This is a genomic window from Vibrio sp. 1CM24A (assembly GCF_023161725.1).
Classification (GTDB): Bacteria; Pseudomonadota; Gammaproteobacteria; order Enterobacterales; family Vibrionaceae; genus Vibrio; species Vibrio coralliirubri.
Genome location: NZ_JALNTS010000003.1, coordinates 479,876 through 500,843 on the forward strand (window position 1 = coordinate 479,876; position 20,968 = coordinate 500,843).

The 20,968-nt window shown below is 45.6% G+C and carries 18 protein-coding genes; 15 read left to right on the plus strand and 3 right to left on the minus strand.

Features of this window, described 5'->3' with window-relative positions:
• Positions 1–100 precede the first annotated feature (100 nt).
• The 3 genes from MSG38_RS09690 to MSG38_RS09700 form a co-directional block, all read right to left on the minus strand.
• On the minus strand, positions 101–376 hold the full coding sequence (locus tag MSG38_RS09690; RefSeq protein WP_017065177.1) for a hypothetical protein: 276 nt from the start codon (positions 374–376) through the stop codon (positions 101–103).
• A 99-nt stretch (positions 377–475) separates the two neighbouring features.
• Entirely contained in the window at positions 476–1,795 is a 1,320-nt protein-coding gene (locus MSG38_RS09695; protein WP_248401707.1) for an ATP-binding protein, read from the minus strand.
• 36 nt (positions 1,796–1,831) lie between these two features.
• Entirely contained in the window at positions 1,832–2,536 is a 705-nt protein-coding gene (locus MSG38_RS09700; RefSeq protein ID WP_065677243.1) for a response regulator transcription factor, read from the minus strand.
• 278 nt (positions 2,537–2,814) lie between these two features.
• On the opposite strand from MSG38_RS09700, the gene MSG38_RS09705 reads away from it, so the two are divergent.
• The 15 genes from MSG38_RS09705 (at position 2,815) to MSG38_RS09775 (ending at position 20,968) form a co-directional block, all read left to right on the plus strand.
• Positions 2,815–3,912 (plus strand): alpha/beta hydrolase, encoded by a 1,098-nt coding sequence (locus tag MSG38_RS09705; protein ID WP_248401708.1) that lies wholly within the window; start codon positions 2,815–2,817, stop codon positions 3,910–3,912.
• A gap of 255 nt (positions 3,913–4,167) precedes the next feature.
• A complete protein-coding gene (locus MSG38_RS09710) occupies positions 4,168–5,850 on the plus strand; it encodes an LruC domain-containing protein (protein ID WP_248401709.1) in 1,683 nt (560 codons plus the stop codon).
• A gap of 9 nt (positions 5,851–5,859) precedes the next feature.
• The gene (locus MSG38_RS09715; protein ID WP_048614283.1) at positions 5,860–6,366 is read left to right on the plus strand and encodes a hypothetical protein; all 507 of its coding nucleotides are present in this window, start codon (positions 5,860–5,862) and stop codon (positions 6,364–6,366) included.
• Positions 6,367–6,795: 429 nt separating this feature from the next.
• The gene (gene betI / locus MSG38_RS09720; protein WP_017078460.1) at positions 6,796–7,398 is read left to right on the plus strand and encodes a transcriptional regulator BetI; all 603 of its coding nucleotides are present in this window, start codon (positions 6,796–6,798) and stop codon (positions 7,396–7,398) included.
• A 113-nt stretch (positions 7,399–7,511) separates the two neighbouring features.
• On the plus strand, positions 7,512–8,972 hold the full coding sequence (gene betB, locus MSG38_RS09725; protein WP_248401710.1) for a betaine-aldehyde dehydrogenase: 1,461 nt from the start codon (positions 7,512–7,514) through the stop codon (positions 8,970–8,972).
• Positions 8,973–9,044: 72 nt separating this feature from the next.
• Complete coding sequence (gene betA, locus MSG38_RS09730; protein ID WP_248401711.1) at positions 9,045–10,757, plus strand: choline dehydrogenase; 1,713 nt, start codon at positions 9,045–9,047, stop codon at positions 10,755–10,757.
• Positions 10,758–10,875: 118 nt separating this feature from the next.
• The gene (locus MSG38_RS09735) at positions 10,876–11,877 is read left to right on the plus strand and encodes a choline ABC transporter substrate-binding protein (RefSeq protein WP_248401712.1); all 1,002 of its coding nucleotides are present in this window, start codon (positions 10,876–10,878) and stop codon (positions 11,875–11,877) included.
• Between the two features lie 95 nt (positions 11,878–11,972).
• Positions 11,973–12,815 carry a choline ABC transporter permease subunit gene (gene choW, locus MSG38_RS09740; protein ID WP_019824535.1) on the plus strand — a complete coding sequence of 281 codons (843 nt, stop codon included), beginning with the start codon at positions 11,973–11,975 and terminating at the stop codon, positions 12,813–12,815.
• Between the two features lie 2 nt (positions 12,816–12,817).
• On the plus strand, positions 12,818–14,029 hold the full coding sequence (gene choV / locus MSG38_RS09745; RefSeq protein ID WP_050645956.1) for a choline ABC transporter ATP-binding protein: 1,212 nt from the start codon (positions 12,818–12,820) through the stop codon (positions 14,027–14,029).
• 362 nt (positions 14,030–14,391) lie between these two features.
• The gene (locus MSG38_RS09750) at positions 14,392–14,874 is read left to right on the plus strand and encodes a MarR family winged helix-turn-helix transcriptional regulator (protein WP_017061075.1); all 483 of its coding nucleotides are present in this window, start codon (positions 14,392–14,394) and stop codon (positions 14,872–14,874) included.
• Positions 14,875–15,149: 275 nt separating this feature from the next.
• A complete protein-coding gene (locus tag MSG38_RS09755) occupies positions 15,150–16,565 on the plus strand; it encodes a coniferyl aldehyde dehydrogenase (RefSeq protein WP_248401713.1) in 1,416 nt (471 codons plus the stop codon).
• 72 nt (positions 16,566–16,637) lie between these two features.
• The gene (locus MSG38_RS09760; protein WP_017070129.1) at positions 16,638–17,081 is read left to right on the plus strand and encodes a hypothetical protein; all 444 of its coding nucleotides are present in this window, start codon (positions 16,638–16,640) and stop codon (positions 17,079–17,081) included.
• 216 nt (positions 17,082–17,297) lie between these two features.
• Positions 17,298–18,503: an iron-containing alcohol dehydrogenase gene (locus MSG38_RS09765; RefSeq protein ID WP_248401714.1), complete on the plus strand. Its 1,206-nt coding sequence runs from the start codon at positions 17,298–17,300 to the stop codon at positions 18,501–18,503.
• A 194-nt stretch (positions 18,504–18,697) separates the two neighbouring features.
• Entirely contained in the window at positions 18,698–19,129 is a 432-nt protein-coding gene (locus MSG38_RS09770) for a tetratricopeptide repeat protein (RefSeq protein ID WP_248401715.1), read from the plus strand.
• Positions 19,130–19,222: 93 nt separating this feature from the next.
• Positions 19,223–20,968, plus strand: coding sequence for an arylsulfatase (locus tag MSG38_RS09775; protein ID WP_248401716.1), 1,746 nt, complete (start codon positions 19,223–19,225; stop codon positions 20,966–20,968).

Here is a 20,968-nt window from a genome sequence, read left to right on the forward strand (position 1 = left end):
GGTCACTGGCTTAGGTTAACTTAGTTTGTACAGGCTACTGAATATAGGTAGGTAACGGCGACACTTAATTATGGTACGTGGCTAACGTCACTATAGCGAATTACTGCTTTTTACCACCAACTTGAACGTAGTCGATACCGATAATACGGTTGATGATACCCAGAACAGAGCTCGTATCAGAGTTTGTTGAACGAATCGTATCAACCGTTGCGCCTTCCGGTACTAATTCCATTGCGCGGTCTTGAGTGTTACCTGGAACTTGGAAACCGACAATGTTGAAGCTTTCCGCGTGCGCTGTGTAAACTTCTTCGTTGTGGCTAATACCAGAACAACCCGCTAGAGAAACAATGCCTAAAACAACTAATAACTTTTTCATACAAACACCTTAAGAAAGATTGGAATTTAGATTTAATAGGTTCATGGGAGACAGTATCTCCCGACCGATGTTGGACATTATTCCAGAGGTGTTTTGTAGTTACTGTATGGGTTTGTCAGCTGAATCATTACATAGCTGAATGGTTATGGTGAATACCGCCCCCTTTAAGGTTTGGCTCTGACCAACCTCCACAGTCGCGCTATGTTGAGCACAGATCTTTTCGACGATAGAAAGCCCTAAACCATGGCCGCTCTTGGCTTTGTTACGCGCTTTGTCGCCAACGTAAAACGGTTCAAACAGGCGAGCTTGATGCTCCTTTGCCACGCCATCACCATCATCATGTACCGCGATATGTAGCTTATCTTGATGCACGCTTGCTTCAATCGACACCTGCGAACGTGCGAATTTCATTGCGTTACGTACTAGGTTATCTAGTGCTCGGTTGAGTAGCGTTTCATCCGCCATTATCGAGCTAGGTTGCTCTGGCAGTGATAGGTCGATTCTGAGCTGAGTGTCTTTATTCCAACGCGTCATTGCGTGGTCGAGAAAGTCTCGAATCTCTAATGGTTGTTGTAGGTTTTCTAGGTCAGTGCTATCGAGTTTGGCGTAATACAATAGTTCATCGACCATCTTTTCCATTTCTTCTGTGTCTTCGACAATACTCTCAATCGTGCTCTCTTGCTCTGCGCTTAGCTGGGTGTCTTTCAACATTTCAGCTTGCCATTGAATACGGAATATTGGCGTGCGCAGTTCATGAGCGACAGCATTAGTGAGTGAGCGATTACTTTCTACTAAGCGATGAATTCGATCGGCCATTAGATTGAAGGATTTGTTCAGTGAACCAATCGCAATGCCACTTGAAGTCTCGGCTCGTGTCGAGAGGTCCCCTTCAGCAAAACGCAGAGTGGCAGCCTCAAGCTTTTTAACTCGGCGGAAGATAATAAATAGATGACATAACCCATATAAGATAAAGCTCGCTAAAAAGAACAACCAAATGAGGTCATCCTCCAACTCTATTTTTTGCCTAACGAACGCTTCACTGTTGGGGAGGTAATGATAGGTATTGTCACTGCTTGCTAAGCGAAACCATAGGTCACGTTCATCATCGTGAAAAACAAAGGTATTCGGGTTAGTGCTGAAGAACTCTGAAACGGGACCAGGTATTTCATCGTCAGGGCTGAATGTAACCAATTTATTTCGTGTGGTTTCTACAAACTGGTTTATCGCTTGATGAGCCGCTTCAAGACCTTGGTTCTTAGCGATATTCTCGATCAATTGCTGGTGGGCAGCCGCTTCGTAATCTTCCAGTACGTATTCGTAGTCGGTATTGAGCTGATAGACGCTAATCTCGTAGGCGACAAGGCCGGCCATAAAGCAAACTAACAGCCCTATTAAGGACTCCAAAAAGATACGTCGCATAATCGCTCTCTTTTATTACGCTCGTATTGAGCGAGGTTAACGCCAGGCGGTCGAAACAAATAAGTAACCCTTCCCGCGAATGGTCTGAATTTTCTCTGCTGGTGTGTGGTCGTCGCCAAGAATCTTTCTTAGGCGCACTATTTTATTATCAATCGTTCGATCGATTCCGTCGTACTCAATACCACGTAGCGTTTGTGTCAAATAGTCACGTGATAGCGGAGTATCAGGGTTACTCGCTAATAACCACAACAGGTCAAATTCGCTGTCAGTTAGTGATAAAACGGCACCTGAAAGTTCACACTTCTTATAGGTGTTTTTCAGAACCAGTTGATCAAACTGAAGGTTGTCTGAGTCATCGACTGAAGCTGTATTGGTGTCTTGGCGGCGTAATAGTGAACGAACTCTGGCCAGCAGAACTCTTGGTTTGATTGGCTTGGTGACATAGTCATCAGCGCCTGTCTCTAAGCCTGCAACGTGGTCGAAATCATCATCGCTGGCGGTGAGCATTAAAATCTTACCTTTAAAGAGGGTGCGCGTCTGTCGGCATATTGTCAGTCCATCGGTTACAGGGAGCATTAAATCCAACAACACGATATCAGGCTGTTCGGCAAGGATGGTTTGCGCGGCATCACTGCCATCATCGAGTGTGGAAACATCAAAGTCCTGCGTAACAAAGTAATCCTTTAGCATTCGCTGAAGTTTCAAATCGTCTTCTACGATGATCATTTTAGGTTTTGTCATTCCATTCTCAGCCTTATCGTGTGTTTCATTTATTGAGATTACGTGAAGGAGCCTTTTTGAGTATCTAATTATTGTGGCATACCCAATTTACAGGCCTTACGTAAAATACCTGACATGAATGATTAAACACTTTGCACGCTAGTTCAATGATGTTTTTGGATTTGTGTGAAAATAAAAAACAATGTTCAAAACGATATACATTCTCATACATTCGCACGACAGATGTTTTGATCTTTAAATAATAGAATTTTCCCATCAAATATTTTGGGAATAACTGTATGAACGACTATAGAAATGCATTACTGGCGTTACCTTTGATTCTGTTAGCGGGTTGTAACTCAAGCTCTAATTCAGGTAAAGCGGCGACTAAAGCGCAAGTAAAACCTCAAGCGGATTACGTATTTTCATCAGCGAAACTGGGTGAGTTGTATAAAGAGCGACAAGAGGTTCAAGAAGCCATAAAACTTGATTACAACGGTGTGCAGTATGAAACCGTTCTGTTTGCGGAAGATATTAGTGATAAGCAAAAAGTGGTTAGGCTTGCGGATAGTTTAGGTCAAAGTGTGGATCTGTACCTCCCTGATGCAGGGGCTGACGATTGTGCGATTTACAGTGAGGGTAAGTTTTTTGATTCATTTGATTGTGGTGTTGCTCAACGCTCAATTGGCAATGACACCACGTTAGTTAACACGACAACGAATACTCATAAACCCGTCGAGCTTGAGTATCACAATGAACTGGTTCAATACGTGACTAGCCTTGGGTCTACCATTCTGAGTAGAACTAAGAGTGGCAACAAGGTAACCATCACTACATCGTTTGCTTTCAAAGCTTTTTACCGTGATGTGCTCAACGAGACTGGCGCTGTTGATCGAATTCGGTCGACTCTGGGTGCATCAACCTATTCTCAGCTTTTTGATATCGTGAAATTGTATCAAGGCAGCGAGATGACATTGAAGTTTACCAACCATATCGGTGGCAGCGCTGACGATGATATCAATATGTACACCGGGCGCATGATCCACAGTAACAACATGACGACGATCGTAACACCTACGGGTTCGGTGTTCTCTGGCGGCACGGATCTTTTCGCTGCGGGTAACCCACGAGTTTTGCAACGAGCAGATACCACTAAAGCCATTGAGCTTAATAAACAGGTTGGTGTGCACAGTTGGGCTGAGGATGATAAAACAGCCAAAGATTTCCCATACACGAACGAAAGCCATCGCAAGCAAGCGACCTACTTTAAAAAGGTCATGGGAGATACAGGAATCGACTTCTATATATTCACTTTAGATTCTGCTCCGGCTTCTGGCGAACACTGGGTGACAAAGGCCGACTCAGATAAATACGACTTCATCACTCGCATTGAGTAGCTTAGGCTTGCAATAACATTAGAAACGACTGAGAAGGTTGGTGATGACGCTGTTGTCGCCAATCTTTTTGTGTCTGCTTGACTGAGATTTTTCGCGGTGACTTTAGACGTCCTCGATTCACGTCAACTTCATTCTCAAAATGAGAAAATTCAACTCTATAATCATAACCTTCTGTTAAATATAGTTTTATTTTTCGGCACTATACTTGCTTGATTCCTCTCTACACGTTTATGGCTAGTTGAAAGAGGGGACATAATGAGAAATTGGAATTCAGTCATACTGCCCAGTTGTTTAATGCCGTGTTTTGCGATGGCGCTGACAACTGCAGATCTTACCTTTGAATCTGGAGCAGATGCGTCAAACTATTCTGCAAAAGGTAAACCCAACAATACCTACTCGATAGCCGATTCACTCCCACAAGATGTCTTAACTAATGTCTATTCGATGCTCCCTGAAGGCAGTACGGTGAACAGTGCGTTTATTGCGCCCGAGCGTTATTCGAGCATCGATATTGACGACGAGTTGAACGGTGCTGAGTACGCAACGGCGAAAATCACGTTCTTGAATGAAGGGGCGGGTTATCGAAATTCCCTCGGTTATTTTGTGTTTGACACTAACAACCCACCGGCGACCAAAGATGACATTAATGCGCATGTGATTGTGTTTCCCAATACGTCCGTTGCTAGTGTTGGTGAGATGCAGGAAGGCGACACGATTGATCTAAGTGTCCAACTTACCGCTGGCCAAACATTGGCTTTCTTCATTATCTCCAATGGTTGGGGTTGGGAGGGTTCTTATAACAATATCCCGTGGCTTGGCGGTTGGGGAACACCTTTTTACAGCTACCCATCGCTCAACCCAGAGGCGACCGCTGAATATCGAAGACACAATGTTGCCTTCCTCGATACAGAAAATGAGTTCCTAGTACTTGGCTTTGAGGATATTTATCGCCCGACCGGAGACAACGACTTTAATGATTTGATCTTCACTGTTGAAGTGACGCCATTTGCGGCTGTTGATGGAGTCAATGAAGATGGCACGACAGATTCCAAATACGAAGTGCTTGTGCAAGAGAATAATGAGGATGTGACAGTCACGTCGGTCTACCCAAGCTCGAACAGCTACGCAACGATCGCATTTGAAGATAATTGGCCCTTGAAAGGGGATTATGATTTCAATGATGTGGTGTGGCGTTACCGAGTGACTGAGCAGCTCAATGGACAGCGAGAGCTTAAAAACTTAACCATAGATTACACACTTCAGGCGATGGGGGCTGGTTACTCCAATGGCTATGCATTGAAACTGCCGAACGTTCTGCCTGCTAACGTGGCATCTACAACGTTGACTCGAAATGGTGTTGCCGTTGGCCATACCATTCTCAAAGAGGGGAGCAGCGAAACGATTCTGATGGTGTCTGAAGATCTGAGAGTGGAGCTAGAAAACCTAGGTGAATTCACCGAAAGCTGTGTCTTCTACCGAACACAAAGCGCATGCTCTGAACAGCAAAATGCTGATGCTCTCAACTATCAATTGTACGTCGAGTTTACGTCTCCAGTATCGCGTGATGATATCGGCTATCCACCTTATGACTCATTCATTTTTGCGGCTGAAGATATGTACCACGGTGACTTTGTTGGAACGCCACCGGGCATGACATGGCAAACTCACCTCAAAGCGTTTTCTGGCACCAGTGACATGAATAATGCCTTATTCAATAGTCACGATGACCGCTCTTCGGGTTCTGAATCGTTTAAGACTAGCAACAACATGCCTTGGGTGCTTAACATCCGTGACGAATGGGACCACCCTGTTGAGTACATAGACATCAGTGAAGCTTATACGTCGTTCCCTACATGGGTAACCAGTAGTGGTGAGACAGATGGCGAGTGGTACAAGGCATCGACCACCAATAAAGTTATTTCAGCGACGGACGAGTAGGAGAGCACCATGAATTATACAATCAAACTATTCACCATCAGTTCTCTGCCTTTGTTAGTCGCAGCCTGTGGCGGCGGAGGTGGTGGGGGAAGCTCAAGTGCTGCGCCAGCTCAGACACCATCGGCCACGCCAACACCGGTTCAGACGCCCGCTTCTCCTGCTCAGCCAGCCGTTGCAGCGATAACCGACACTTCGGAGATTGTTGCACAAGCAGGGTTTTCGTTTGATGTCGGTGAGAAGATCAGTTTGTCGATGGATTACACGGGAACCACTCCGGGAGCGCTGCACTTGTATTCCGAGTCGGCATTTGTGATGAGTAACGGTGATGTTGTCGCTGACCCATTGTCTAGAATCACAACGGTATACCCAACTCAAATCGATGTGGTGGAATTAGAAGTGAATGGGAACTGGGATCAAATCTACGCTCGTTGGGTGCCGATGAGCAGCAGTGAACAAGAGCAAAGTTGGGTAATTTCACTGGATCAATCGAGCAATAGTTACCACTTGGCTTTTTAGTTGAACCAACCACGCTTTATTATCTCAATATTGGCGATAAAAATGAGAGCACCGAACTCGTTTATGGTGCTCTCGTTATAACTGATTTTCATTTTTAGTCTTCATCAATCGCATCATCGACTTTCCCTCCCAATACACAAATAACGATGCCTATTCGCTGTGTCTCGCCCTGTTTCGGCACAGAAGATAAGCGGTTGAAGTTTGTTCAGAACAAGCAAAAACATTTGACCAATAACTATCACACCTCAAATCTTTAATTGTTTTCGTTAGTGCTCTAAATGATATTTAATTTATTGTTTTATAATGATTTTTGTTGTTTTGAATGCTGTATTGTTACGAGTTTGTTTTAAATAATCATTTGAACCCTAACTAAATTTCTGTCATTTTATATTTAACTGAACGTTCAATATAAAATAAAAGGACTGAGAAATGCCGAAGGTTGGGATGCCTGATATACGTAAACCACAGCTTGTTCAAGCCACCATGACGGTGATTGATCGAGTGGGTTTGCATGCCGCGAGTATTGCGTTGATCAGCAAAGAAGCGGGAGTCTCCACTGGCATTATTAATCACTATTTTGGCGGGAAGCATGGGCTGCTCGAGGAGACCATGCGTGAAATCCTTCGCCAACTTTCCAATACCATCACGACTTCACTAAAAGCGCTTCCTGTTGATGCTCACCAACAGAGAATAAACGCGATCATCGATGGTAACTTCGAAGGTTACCAAGCAGAAAATAAGGTCGCGAAGGCGTGGTTGGCATTTTGGTCATATTCAATGCATGACGAGCAGCTGAAAAGACTGCAGCGTGTGAATGAAAAACGTTTGATTTCGCACTTACGTCTTGAGTTGAAAGGTATTTTGAATCATGAACAAGCGGATCTCGTTGCTCACGGGATTGCGTCTCTGATTGATGGTTTGTGGCTGAGAGGCACACTAAACCCAGATGGTATCGATGCTCAAAAGGCGCGTGCCATCATCAATGATTATCTAGATAAACAACTTACGTTCTACTCGTGTCACAGCCAATAGATCGCAGTGGCAGCGCTAGACCTAGAGCAAGAGCTAGAACGACCACTATTTACACCCAATACTCACATATAGACCAGTAGAGTCTAATAACAATAATTAAGTCAGAATCTCAAATGGAAATGAACTCGTTATACATCGATGGCGCAGCGGTTAAAGCAACCTCTGGTGAAACCTTTGATAGCATTAACCCTGCCAACGGTGAACCTATCGCGACTCTAGGCCAAGCATCTTCAGCAGACGTCGACAATGCTATTGAATCTGCGAAACGCGGGTTTGCGGTATGGTCTGCAATGACCGCTGTGGAACGCAGCCGTATTCTTTTGAAGGCAGTGGAAATACTTAGAGCTCGAAATTATGACCTTGCAAATCTTGAGGTTGTTGATACGGGCAAGCCGTTGCAAGAAGCAATTGAAGTGGACGTGGCGTCTGGCGCTGATGTTATTGAATACTTTGCTGGCTTGGCTCCAACGCTACAAGGTGACCAACAGCCGCTGAGCGAATCTCAATTTTTCTACACTCGCCGTGAACCGCTAGGTATCTGTGCGGGCATTGGTGCGTGGAACTACCCTATCCAAATCGCGATGTGGAAGTCAGCTCCGGCATTGGCCGCGGGTAACGCGATGATTTTCAAACCTTCAGAAGAAACGCCGCTTACAGCGCTCAAGCTTGCTGAGATCTTTACCGAAGCTGGTCTTCCTGATGGCGTGTTCAACGTGGTTCAGGGCGATTACCGTGTTGGTCAGATGCTAACGGCGCACCCAGACATCGCGAAAGTGTCGTTCACGGGCGAAACCGGTACCGGTAAAGCGGTAATGTCGGATAGCGCTAAGACGCTGAAATCAGTCACCATGGAACTTGGCGGCAAGTCACCAATGCTCGTGTTTGATGATGCGAAATTGGATGATGCGGTTTCCGCTTCGATGGTTGCCAACTTCTACACCCAAGGCGAAGTGTGTACTAACGGTACTCGTGTTTATGTACATGAAAACATCTACAACGCATTCATCGACCAACTTAAGACTCGCACTGAGAAGCTGATCATTGGTAACCCAATGGATATGGAGACTCAGATCGGCGCGTTGATTTCTAAAGAACACCTTTCAAAAGTCCTTGAAGCAATTGAGCTAGCTAAGCAGTCGGGTGCAACCTTGCTGACGGGCGGCTATCAAGTGACAGATAACGGCCTCGAAAACGGCAACTTTGTTATCCCAACCGTGTTTGTGGATTGCGAAGACAACATGCCTCACGTTCAGCAAGAGATCTTCGGCCCTGTGATGTCAGTGTTGAAGTTTACCGACGAAGACGATGTGATCCGCCGTGCAAACGACACCAAATACGGCCTTGCGGCTGGTGTGTTCACGCAAAACCTTTCTCGTGCGCACCGTGTTATTCATCAAATGCAGGCAGGTATTTGTTGGGTGAACACGTGGGGCGACTCACCAGCAGAAATGCCGGTTGGTGGTTACAAGCTTTCGGGTGTTGGCCGTGAAAATGGACCAGAAACTCTACTTCACTATACGCAGACTAAGAGCATTCTTATTGAACTTGGCGACTACGCCAGCCCTTATGCCTAACGCGTAACATTCAATTTTATGGGTTAGCTTAACAGAGCTAGCCCTACTGACTCATCTCAGGGAAATCAAAACATGGAACAACGCTACGATTATATTATCGTCGGCGCGGGTTCGGCCGGCTGTGTGTTAGCGGATAGGCTAACGGAAAGCGGTGAACATAGCGTTTTATTACTGGAAGCTGGTGGTACGGATAAGAGTATTTTTATTCAGATGCCAACCGCACTTTCTTACCCAATGAATACTGAAAAGTACGCTTGGCAATTTGAAACAGAGCAAGAGCCGGGTCTTGATGGACGCGAACTGCACTGCCCACGTGGCAAAGTGTTAGGCGGCAGCTCATCGATCAACGGCATGGTTTATGTTCGTGGTCACGCGTGTGATTTTGACCAATGGGAAGAAGAGGGCGCTGCGGGTTGGAACTACCAAGCATGCTTGCCTTATTTCCGCCGTGCTGAATCATGGAACAAAGGCGGTGATGAATACCGTGGCGACAATGGCCCTGTCGGCACTTGTAACGGTAACGATATGGAGCTTAACCCGCTTTACCAAGCGTTCATCGATGCAGGTAAAGACGCCGGTTACCCAGAAACACAGGACTACAACGGCTACCAGCAAGAAGGCTTCGGCACTATGCATATGACGGTAGACAAGGGTGTTAGAGCCTCAACCTCTAACGCTTATCTACGTCGAGCATTGAAGCGTTCAAACCTAACCTTAAAGAAAGGCATCGTGGCGCGTCGTTTCCTACTTGAAGCACAAGACTCAAATGGTCAATCGGGCTTGAAAGCGGTTGGTGTCGAGTTTGAAAAGTCAGGCAATACCCAAGTGGCAGTGGCAAATAAAGAAGTGATCTCTTCTGCGGGTTCTATCGGTTCTGTTCAACTGCTTCAGCTTTCTGGTATCGGCCCGAAAGCCGTGCTTGAAAAGGCTGGCGTTGAGCTGAAACACGAACTAAGTGGTGTCGGTGAAAACCTTCAAGACCACCTAGAAGTTTACTTCCAATATCACTGTAACGAACCGATCACGCTCAACAGCAAGCTTGGCTTAGTCAGCAAGGGCATGATTGGTGCGGAATGGATTCTGACTCGTAAAGGCCTTGGTGCCACTAACCATTTTGAATCGTGCGCGTTCATTCGCTCTCGCAAAGGATTGAAGTGGCCAAACATTCAATATCACTTCCTGCCAGCAGCGATGCGTTACGACGGGCAAGCCGCCTTTGATGGTCACGGTTTCCAAGTACACGTTGGGCCTAATAAGCCAGAAAGTCGCGGTACGGTTGCGATCACTTCTGCTGATCCGCATGCCAAGCCAGAGATCATTTTCAACTACATCTCGACTGAGCAAGACCGCCAAGATTGGCGCGATTGTATTCGTCTGACACGTGAGATTTTGTCGCAACCTGCGATGGATGTGTACCGAGGCGAAGAGATTCAGCCGGGTCTAAGTGTTACTTCTGATGAAGCAATCGACGAATGGGTTAAGCAGAACGTGGAAAGTGCGTACCACCCTTCATGTGGCTGCAAAATGGGCGCTGATGATGATCCAATGGCAGTGCTTGATGAAGAGTGTCGCGTTCGCGGTGTCGATAATTTACGTGTTGTCGACTCATCGGTTTTCCCAACCATTCCAAACGGTAATTTGAACGCCCCGACCATTATGGTTGCTGAGCGTGCTTCCGATTTGATTTTAGGTAAGCCAATGCTCAAAGCGCAGGACGTTCCAGTGTGGATTGCACCTGAATGGCAAGAGAAGCAAAGAATTAATAAACCAGTAAGAGAAGCGTAAGCCTCTGTTATTGAGATAAAAATAATAAAAGTAATAACCAAAATTAGTCAAAAGTCAGCAAAACTGCCCTGATTAGTATGAGTTAGGGCAGAAAAAGGAAAGATAAAAAGGAATCATTATGACGACTCAACATAAACAAACCGCTACAAAAAAGCCTTTAGCAAGCAATGCGTTAAAAACCAAGGCGCTCGCAACATTAGCCATCAGTTCATTTGCATTTGGTGCTAACGCTTCTATTGAACCACAGCAATGTGAAAACGTCCGCTTCGCTGATGTAGGCTGGACTGACATTACCGCAACAACTGCCGTTACTTCTGAACTATTAAAAGGCCTTGGTTACAAAACCAAAACCGACCTACTTTCAGTACCGGTGGCATACTCTTCAATGGCGAACGGCGATATTGACGTATTCCTAGGCAACTGGATGCCAACCATGGAAGCCGATATTGCTAAGTACCGTGAAGAGGGCACGGTTGAAACCGTTCGTGCCAACCTTGAAGGCGCAAAATACACGCTAGCCGTACCAAAATACGTGTACGACTCTGGCGTGAAAAGTTTCGCAGACCTAGCAAAATATGCCGACAAATTTAAAGACCGCATCTACGGCATCGAGCCGGGTAACGACGGTAACCGCCTAATCCAATCAATGATTGATTCTGACGCGTTTGGCTTGAAAGATTTCAGCCTAGTGGAATCAAGTGAAGCGGGCATGGTGTCTCAAGTATCTCGTGCAGCACGTCGTAGCCAATGGATTGTTTACCTTGGTTGGGCTCCGCACCCGATGAACAGCAATGTTGAGATGGAATACCTTTCAGGCGGTGACGACTTCTTCGGCCCTAACTACGGTGGCGCGAATGTTTACACCAACGTTCGTTCAAACTACCTGTCTGAGTGTGCAAACGTCGGTCAACTTCTACAAAACCTAGAATTCACTCTTGAGATGGAAAACCAGTTAATGGAAGAGATTCTTAACCAAAAAGTGAAGCCAGAAAAAGCGGCTCAACAATGGTTGAACAACAACCCTCAACAAGTTGAAGCTTGGTTAGACAACGTAAAAACGCATAAAGGTGAATCAGCGACTCAAGCCGTTACTGAATACCTAAAGCAAGTAAAAGCTTAGCTCTACCTATCTCAACAGCTACATAAATAATAAAGGTGGGCTTGCCAATTTATCGATTGGTTTGAAGTAGCCCACCCATAATAAAAGGCAATATTGTGAATTTTATTACGGAAAACAAAATCCCTGTCGGACAATGGATGGAAGCGGGTGTTGATTGGCTAACAATCAATGCAGCAGGATTCTTTGACGCTATTTCGATTTTTCTAGAAACCGTCATTATGTTTTTAGTCGATGTATTTAAGTGGATGCCGCCTGCACTGCCAATCGTGATTACTGCTGCGATTGCATGGTACTTACACCGTAAACCTTCGCTAGTGATCTTTGTGGTCGCGGCACTGCTGACTATTCTTAACCTCGGCTACTGGCAAGAAATGCTGGAAACCTTTGTTCTCGTCTTTGCGGCGACAACGATTTCCGTATTAATTGGCGTACCGGTTGGCATCATGGCTGCTCACCGTCCTTGGCTCTATACGATGTTGCGCCCAATTCTCGATTTAATGCAGACCGTTCCGACGTTTGTGTATTTGATTCCAACTCTGGTTCTATTCGGCTTGGGCATCGTGCCTGGCTTAATCTCGACCATTATTTTCGCGATAGCTGCACCGATTCGTTTGACCTACTTAGGGGTAACGAAAGTCCCTGAAGAGTTAATTGAAGCGGGTAAAGCCTTTGGTGCAAGTCGCATGAAGTTACTGCTCAAAGTTGAATTACCTGCGGCTCTGCCAAGCATCATGGCGGGTGTCACCCAATGTATTATGTTGTCGCTTTCGATGGTGGTTATCGCCGCTCTTGTTGGTGCTGACGGGCTTGGTAAACCTGTTGTTCGTGCATTGAACACAGTGAACATCTCACAAGGTTTTGAAGCCGGATTAGCGATTGTTTTAGTCGCAATCATCCTTGACCGCTTGTGCAAAACACCAAACCAGAAGGAAGCTTAATCATGTCTATCTCTCAGGAACAAAAGGCAATGGACGCGATTACCATTAAAAACCTTGACGTTGTGTTTGGTAACAAAGCCAATCAAGCGCTGGAACTACTCGACCAGGGTAAAACTCGCCAAGAGATCATCGATGAAACTGGTCAAGTTGTCGGCGTAGACAATGTGTCGCTGACGGTTGAAGAAGGCGAGATCTGTGTATTGATGGGTTTGTCTGGTTCTGGTAAATCATCTTTGCTTCGCGCAGTTAACGGCTTGAATGAGATCAGCCGTGGTTCACTGACAATCAAAGACGGTGACCAACAAGTCGATTTAGCACAGTGTGATGAAGCGACTCTGCGTCACCTTCGTACTCACCGCGTATCCATGGTTTTCCAAAAGTTTGCTTTGATGCCATGGCTTAACGTATTAGACAACGTGGCGTTTGGTCTTGAGATGCAGGGAGTAGCAAAAGATGTTCGTCGTGCAAAAGCGCGTGAACAATTGGAAATGGTTGGTCTAGCGGAATGGGAAACTAAATTCCCTCATGAGCTTTCTGGCGGTATGCAGCAGCGTGTTGGTTTGGCGCGTGCGTTTGCAATGGATACTGACATTCTATTGATGGATGAACCGTTCTCGGCGCTTGACCCATTGATTCGTGCTCAACTACAAGATGAACTGATCACGCTGCAAAATAAACTCAACAAAACGATTCTGTTCGTGAGTCACGACCTAGATGAAGCACTGAAGATTGGTAACAACATCGCGATCATGGAGTCAGGAAAGCTGATTCAACACGGTAAGCCTGAAGAGATCGTATTGACGCCAAAAACAGAATACGTAAAAGACTTCGTTGCTCACACCAATCCATTGAATGTGCTTAAAGGTCGCTCTTTGATGCAGCCTCTTGATTCACTGACGCAAGAGAATGAAAGCTGGAAGATCTGCGATTCTAAAGATCTCTGGATTGAACAGAATGAAGGTGCTTTATCAGTAAAAGGTGAATCTACTTTGGCGCTTGTCGAGTGGAGCGAATCTGACGACCTAACCGCGATCAGCGCGTCGAGTGTGGTCGTGGCAAGTCCGGAAATTGGCATGCGTGATGCGATTAAGCTCAAGCAGATCAGTAACCACCCAATTCTTCTGGTTGAAGACAACCAATTGGTGGGTATTTTGGATAACAGCGAGTTTTACAACGCACTAACGGGTAATTTTCAACTCAATAATGCCGCTTAGTGGTTTGAACTGAAATAATTCGTTCTCTAACGAATAAAATAGGTAGTGAGGTGTTCAAATCTCGCTACCTATATGACCTAACAGACTTTTTATTTACCATCAACTTCTCGCTTTTTCTTACCTTATTCGCCACTTTAAGGCTGAATATCGCTGCTCATTGTACAAAAGTGTTGCCATGCGCAAATTCAGAGGCATATAAAAGATTGAGAATAGTATGAACATCAGTACAATGCGGAAAAATCAATGAAGTAATTTATCAATTTACAGTGTAATTCGAGCTCACCTGACGTAAATAATCAGGACATATCATCGCTTCGACGCTGTAAAACCATTCACAGTATATTAGTACAAAGGTCTGCATCTTGGACAAACATGACGAAATCCTGGTCGCTATTCGCCAAATTATTCGCGCTATCGATTTACACTCGAAAAAGCTGAGTAAAGAGTATGGTTTGACTGGCCCTCAATTAATCTTAATGAGAGCAATCCAAGAAATGGGTAATGTGACGATCAAAGAATTGTCTAATCACACCAATGTAAGCCAAGCCACCACAACCACGATCATCGATCGCTTGGAACTGAATGGCTATGTACAACGTGTTCGCAGCTCGTCAGATCGCCGCAAAGTACACGCAAACCTGACTGAAAAAGGTCAAGAGTTGCTAAACAATGCGCCACCACCGCTGCAAGATAACTTCGTTAAAAAATTCCAAAACCTAGAGCCGTGGGAGCAAAGCTTACTGCTTTCTTCAATGCAGCGAGTATCATCAATGATGAACGCAGAAGACATTGACGCCGCTCCAGTACTTCAGCTTGAAGGCATTGCAAACGTAGCCAAGAGCTAACGTTAATTTTTAAATTGTTTTTTAGAACAATAACTTAAGTAATTATCAAATGGTCGCATTAAGCGGCCATTTTTGATCCTGCCATTTAAAATCTCTATTTGCCTTGCGTGTTAGTTACGCCTTCTTATTTTAAATTCCCCTGACTTTTTGCCCCGTTTGTAGCCGCCTCATTGGATTGTAATCAAAACTCCATTGACGATTCTCTGACAATAAAACACTAGACCGACCGGTCTGTTTTGTATTATTGTGTGCTCATCTTAACCACGAGGTGATGTATGAAACACGAATTGACGCCAACACAAATGACCATGACGTTGAACAGCATGCAGGGAGCTTTTGCACAGAAACCGATGCCAGCGATATCGGAGAGAATTGAGCAGCTGCTCGCACTTAAATCTGCGCTTATCGATTACACAGATCGTTTGTGTGTAGCCGTGAGTGAGGACTATGGTCACCGTAGCCGACAAGACACTTTGATGGCTGACATATTGCCTTGTATCGGAAATATTGATCACAGCATTGAATGTTTGCCTCATTGGTCAACATCTTCAATTCGTCATTCCGGACCATTACTTTCAACCTCTCGTGTTGAGGTGGTTTATCAACCCAAAGGCGTCGTCGGGATTATTGCCCCGTGGAATTTCCCGATCATGCTATCCGTCGGCCCGCTTATTTCGGCTCTGGCTGCAGGCAATCGCGCCATGATCAAGATGAGCGAATTTACCCCAGCGACAAACCAAGTATTACGATCGCTATTGGCGGAAGTATTCCATGCCGATGAGGTGTGCTTGATTGAAGGTGAGGTCGAAATCGCAGCCGCATTTTCGGCATTGCCGTTTGATCATCTTCTGTTTACAGGGTCAACCCAAGTGGGTCGCCAAGTGATGAAGTCAGCGGCTGATACGCTAACCCCAGTCACGCTAGAGCTGGGTGGAAAGTCGCCGGTTATCGTGGCAGAAGACATGCCGATTGATATTGCGGTAGAGCGAATCATTTATGGCAAGAGCCTAAACAATGGCCAAGTATGTGTCGCTCCAGATTATGTGCTACTCCCTGAAGATAAGCTTGAAGCCTTCATTCTGGAGTATAAAAAACAGTACCAATTATTGTTCGATGAAGGGATCTACTCTGAGAGTTTAACCTCCCTCATTAACCCTCGCCAATGTGATCGTATTGCTGGTTTATTGAATGAAGAGCAGCAAGCAGGGACACGAATCGTTGCTTGCCATGACGAAGCGATGGACTTAGACACTCATCGCTTGGTGACACATTTGATCGTTGAACCAAGCCTGTCATCCAAGGTGATGAACGAAGAAATTTTCGGCCCATTATTACCTTTGATTACGTATCGCAATGTCGAAGAGGCGTTTCAAGTCGTCAATAGCAAACCAAGGCCGTTAGCACTCTACCTGATGAGCTTTGATTTGAGTTTACAGGCTCAGGTGAAGCACCAAGTTCACTCCGGTGGCATGTGTATTAATGATTGTGTTTTCCATTTAGCGGTTGATGATGCGCCGTTTGGTGGCATTGGCGAATCAGGTCAGGGCAACTATCACGGTAAAGAAGGTTTCCTTACTTTCTCTCACGCCAAAACAGTCTTGGAAACAGGTTTAGATCATCGAGTTAAGCATCTGTTTTCAAAAGAAGACAACGAATTAAAAACAGCAATGATGGGCATGCTTGGCCAGTAAATCATTGTTGGTATGACATTGTTTATTTTTCAAAAAGTTATTTTCACGAAATTATTTTAAGAGGTTACTTTTATGTTGGAACGTTTTTTTGAACGTACGATCAAATCGTACTTGATGATTACCGGTTTCTTAACCGCTACGGCTTTTTCCACTTTCCTAGCGCCAGATTGGAGTATGCAGACGCTGTTCTCGTACAACGATACCATGATGGAAAACAAAGAGTACTTGCTGGGTACTTATCAACACTGGGGTGTGATGGTTGGCTGTATTGGTGTGTTGTTGATGTTCTCGGCGAAGTACAAATCGCTGCGAACCTCGACCATGATTTACAGCGCATTTGAGAAGTCGATGTTTGTTGGCATCTTCTTATACAACGTGTGTATCAACGATTATGAGTGGTTCTATGGCTGGAGCGGCGTGTTTGCGCTCGATGGATTTGTGACCGTTTATTCTTTGGTTTATCTGTACTACTACCTCACTAGAGATAAGAGTAAGGTCCCAGCTCACCTTCGTTAATCGTTAACCGTTTGTGAGTTGCTCAGGGTGAGCCAATGACACTCCTTTAATGATCAATAGCTTACTTATGATTACAGCCCGCACTTGCGGGCTTTTTTCGTTTTGGGGCAATGATCCATAAAGATCTTAATTGACATATCTTTGACATTCACACCCTAGACCGACCGGTTTGTTTTGGTTATTGTTTAGTCATCAACTAGAAATGAGGTAAACACCATGACAACCAAAAATTTTAACTTTCAACTTAAAACCATTGTTCATGCTCAAGAGAACGGCATTGAAAATATCCCTTCTCTGTTTGGTCGCTTAGGTGCGCAAAGAGTCGTGCTCTTTTCTGATAAAGGTTTGGAGTCTCTTGGCTTTGTTGAGCAGTTCTCGGCGTTGTTTGTAAACCAGAATGCGAATCAGGAAGCGACCCAACAAACTGTCCAGCTTGTTGGTGTGTACACCGATATCGCACCAGACGCGACTTGCGACAACATCAACGCAGCCATTGAGTTTGCAAACAGCGTCAATGCTGATGCGATCTTGTCTGTTGGTGGCGGCAGCGTGATTGATGCCTCTAAAGGTGTGAAATACGCATTTCATAAGAAGATAGATGACATTCGCACCGTGATTGCGGGTGGCGGTCATATGGATGTGTGGCCAAACAATGAAGATATTCGAGTGCCCCATATTGCTGTTCCGACAACGGCTGGTACGGGCGCAGAAGCTTCTCCGATTGCTGTTTTTTACAACGAACATGATAACATTAAGGCAAGCCTAGTCGCATCGGGATTGGAAGCTGATATCGCGATTCTTGATCCAACGGTGACCACTAAACTGCCTGCCCACCTGACTCGTTCTACCGCGATGGATGCACTAACACACGCTGTTGAAGCGATTGTCTCGCCAATGAGTAATGCATTCACTGACGCTTACGGCATTCAGGCTGCAAAACTGATTGTTGAAAACTTACCCTTGGCACTTAAAGAGCCAGAAAACCTAACAGCACGCGGCAATCTTCTTCAAGCGAGCACTATGGCGATCTCTGCTTTCTATTCGTCTTTGGGCGGCATTCCGATTCATAACTGTGCTCACGCCTTTGGTGCGATTAGCCACATTCCTCATGGCGATGCCAACACGGTACTGATGCCGGTTGTGATTGAAGCGCTGCCTGAATTCTATATGCCGAATGCGGCGAAGTTAGCTCAAGCGTTCTCGGTCGACACGACGGGAACCGATGAGATGGTTTACCAGAGAGTGCTGGATTTCTTAAACAACTTCCAAACCAGTGTCGGTGCGATGAAGCGTTTCAGCAGCTGGGACTTTGATGAGCAAGAGAAGAGCAACATTGCGGAAGCGATTGAAAAAGACATCTGTTTTCAGTTCTACCCAATCTCGAAACAGACGATTGAAACCATCATTGAGAAAGCGATTTAAGTCTCTGTCTTAATCGACTGAATTTTATGACCATTTAGTTCAGCCCCTGATTCACTCACAACTATTACTCGAGAGCCAATTATGAAAATTGAAAACGTATTGCTATCAAGCTTGTGCATCATCGCGCCATTCCTACTTTTCACCTAACTCACTCAACAGGGACGTTGTGACCTTTATTCCCGAGGAGGAAATAAATGATCAATAAACGTTTAACTACCGTGATTCTGACTGGTGTTTTGGCTGCTCTGTTTTTTGCCAAAGCAAGCGTTGGAAGAGAAAGCTCTAAGAACGCAGTCACCATGGATCAATCGCAGCAGCATCAAGATGTCGTGCAATTGTTGGATGAGGCTTACCAAGGGCAATTGGATGCCCAGCTCTCTGTCGCTTACTTATATCTGAGCGGAGAGGGCGTAGAACATAATGATGAAAAAGCCGCGGAGTGGTTCGTCACCGCAGCCAACAACGGTAGCCCTGAAGCTCAAACGCAGCTTGGGTTGATGTATATCTCTGGAAGTGGCGTTCAAGCCAGCCAAGCGGAAGCTGTCACCTGGATCGGCATGGCAGCAGCTCAAGAGTATGACCCTGCGCTCGACTTATTACATTGGATGTCGCAAGCCGCGCACTAATTCAAATCCTAACTCAGGTTAATCACAGAAAGGTTAACCTCAGAAAAAGTTAATTACTGGAAAAAGTTAATCACAGAAATTGGAGAACGTCTTATGCAGACATTCAAGAAATCTTTAGTGTTCACGGCAATGGCGGCGGCAAGCAGTGCTGCTCTTGCGGCTGAATCAGAAAAGCCGAATATTGTTGTTATTGTTGGTGATGATGTGGGCTTTGCTGATACACAGCCTTATGGCTCAGAAGCGGATACCCCAAACCTAATGGCGCTGGCTGAAGAGGGGGTTAAGTTTACTAACTTTCACGCGTCACCAACCTCATCGGTAACGCGCTCTATGATGTTAACCGGAGCAAACAGCCACGAGGTTGGGCTAGGCACCTTCGACTATGCCGTCTATCCGGGCGCGATTGGTAAGCCGGGTTATGAAGGTTACCTCACCAAGAAAGGGGTTACGGTCGCCACGCTGCTTGAAGAGAGCGGCTATAACACTTACCTCTCTGGTAAATGGCATTTGGGACACGAGGATGGCTTCCTACCTGACGATCGAGGTTTTGGAGAGAGTTACGGTATTTTAGCGGGCGGTTCGAATCACTTTAACCGAGATATGATGTTCCCGGCCAAAAACGCAGCAACAGCGGATGCGTTGCAAAAAGGCGATATTCCCGGTGTTGAAGTTGAGCCAACTTACCGCAACGGTGAAGTGGTTGAGGATAAGTACAAAGGTGAATACTCAGACCAAGTTTACACCAACGAGATCATCAAGATGATCGACAGCAAAAAAGATGACGGCAAGCCTTTCTTCGCTTACGTCCCATTCACCGGTATTCACCTGCCATTGCAAGCGCCTGAGTCTGCCTATCAAGATAAAGTCGATTACTACGTCGAACATGGTTGGGACTCGGTTCGAGAAGACCGTTTCCAACGCATGAAAGAGATGGGCGTGATTCCTAAAGAGGCTGATATTTCAGATCGTAACGCATTAAGCCGCCCTTGGGACTCGCTCTCTGAGAAAGAACAAAAGTGGTACGGCAAGAAAATGGCTGTCGCGATGGGCATGATGGAAATGCAGGACCAACAAGTCGGTCAGATAGTCGATTATCTGAAAGAAATCGGGGAATACGATAATACCTACATCATGTATCTGGCGGATAACGGCCCAGAAGCGGCGGATATTACTGGTGAAAATATCAGTGATTTGATCCGAACCTGGACTGCTCATCACTTCGATAATTCGACCGAAAACTTGGGTAAGGCGAACTCCAGTGTGTCACTGGGTCCTGAGTGGGCAAGCGCTTCAACCGGCGGCCTATCTTGGTACAAAGCTTACACAGCAGAGGGCGGTATCCGTGTGCCGTTTATCGTTAAGCCAGCCAAAGCGCTTCTAGAAGGTGAAGATGCGTTACAACCGGGAACTCAAACAGACGACTTATCCCAAGTGAAAGACATTGCAGCCACGATTCTCGAGATTGCAGAGGTAGAGCATCCAGGAACGGAATATCAAGGTCGAGAAGTCGCACCAATGAGTGGCGTGAGCTTGTTGCCTTACTTCAAAGGTGAAACGGCAGAGGTGCACAGTGCCGATAATGCGATTCCATTTGAATTGTTTGGTAGCGGGATTCTGCTAAAAGGTGATTACAAGATCATTCGAATCTCTACCGGTATGGGCGGTGACAGTGAATGGCACTTATACAACACCAAGAAAGACCCAGCTGAGCAACATGACTTGAGAAATAAAATGCCAGATCTGTTCCTTGAAATGGTCGCTGAATATCAAGAGTACGAAAAAGCGCAAAACATCGTCCCGGTTGATGAAGCGTGGAACCCGTTTGAAAACGTGAAATAG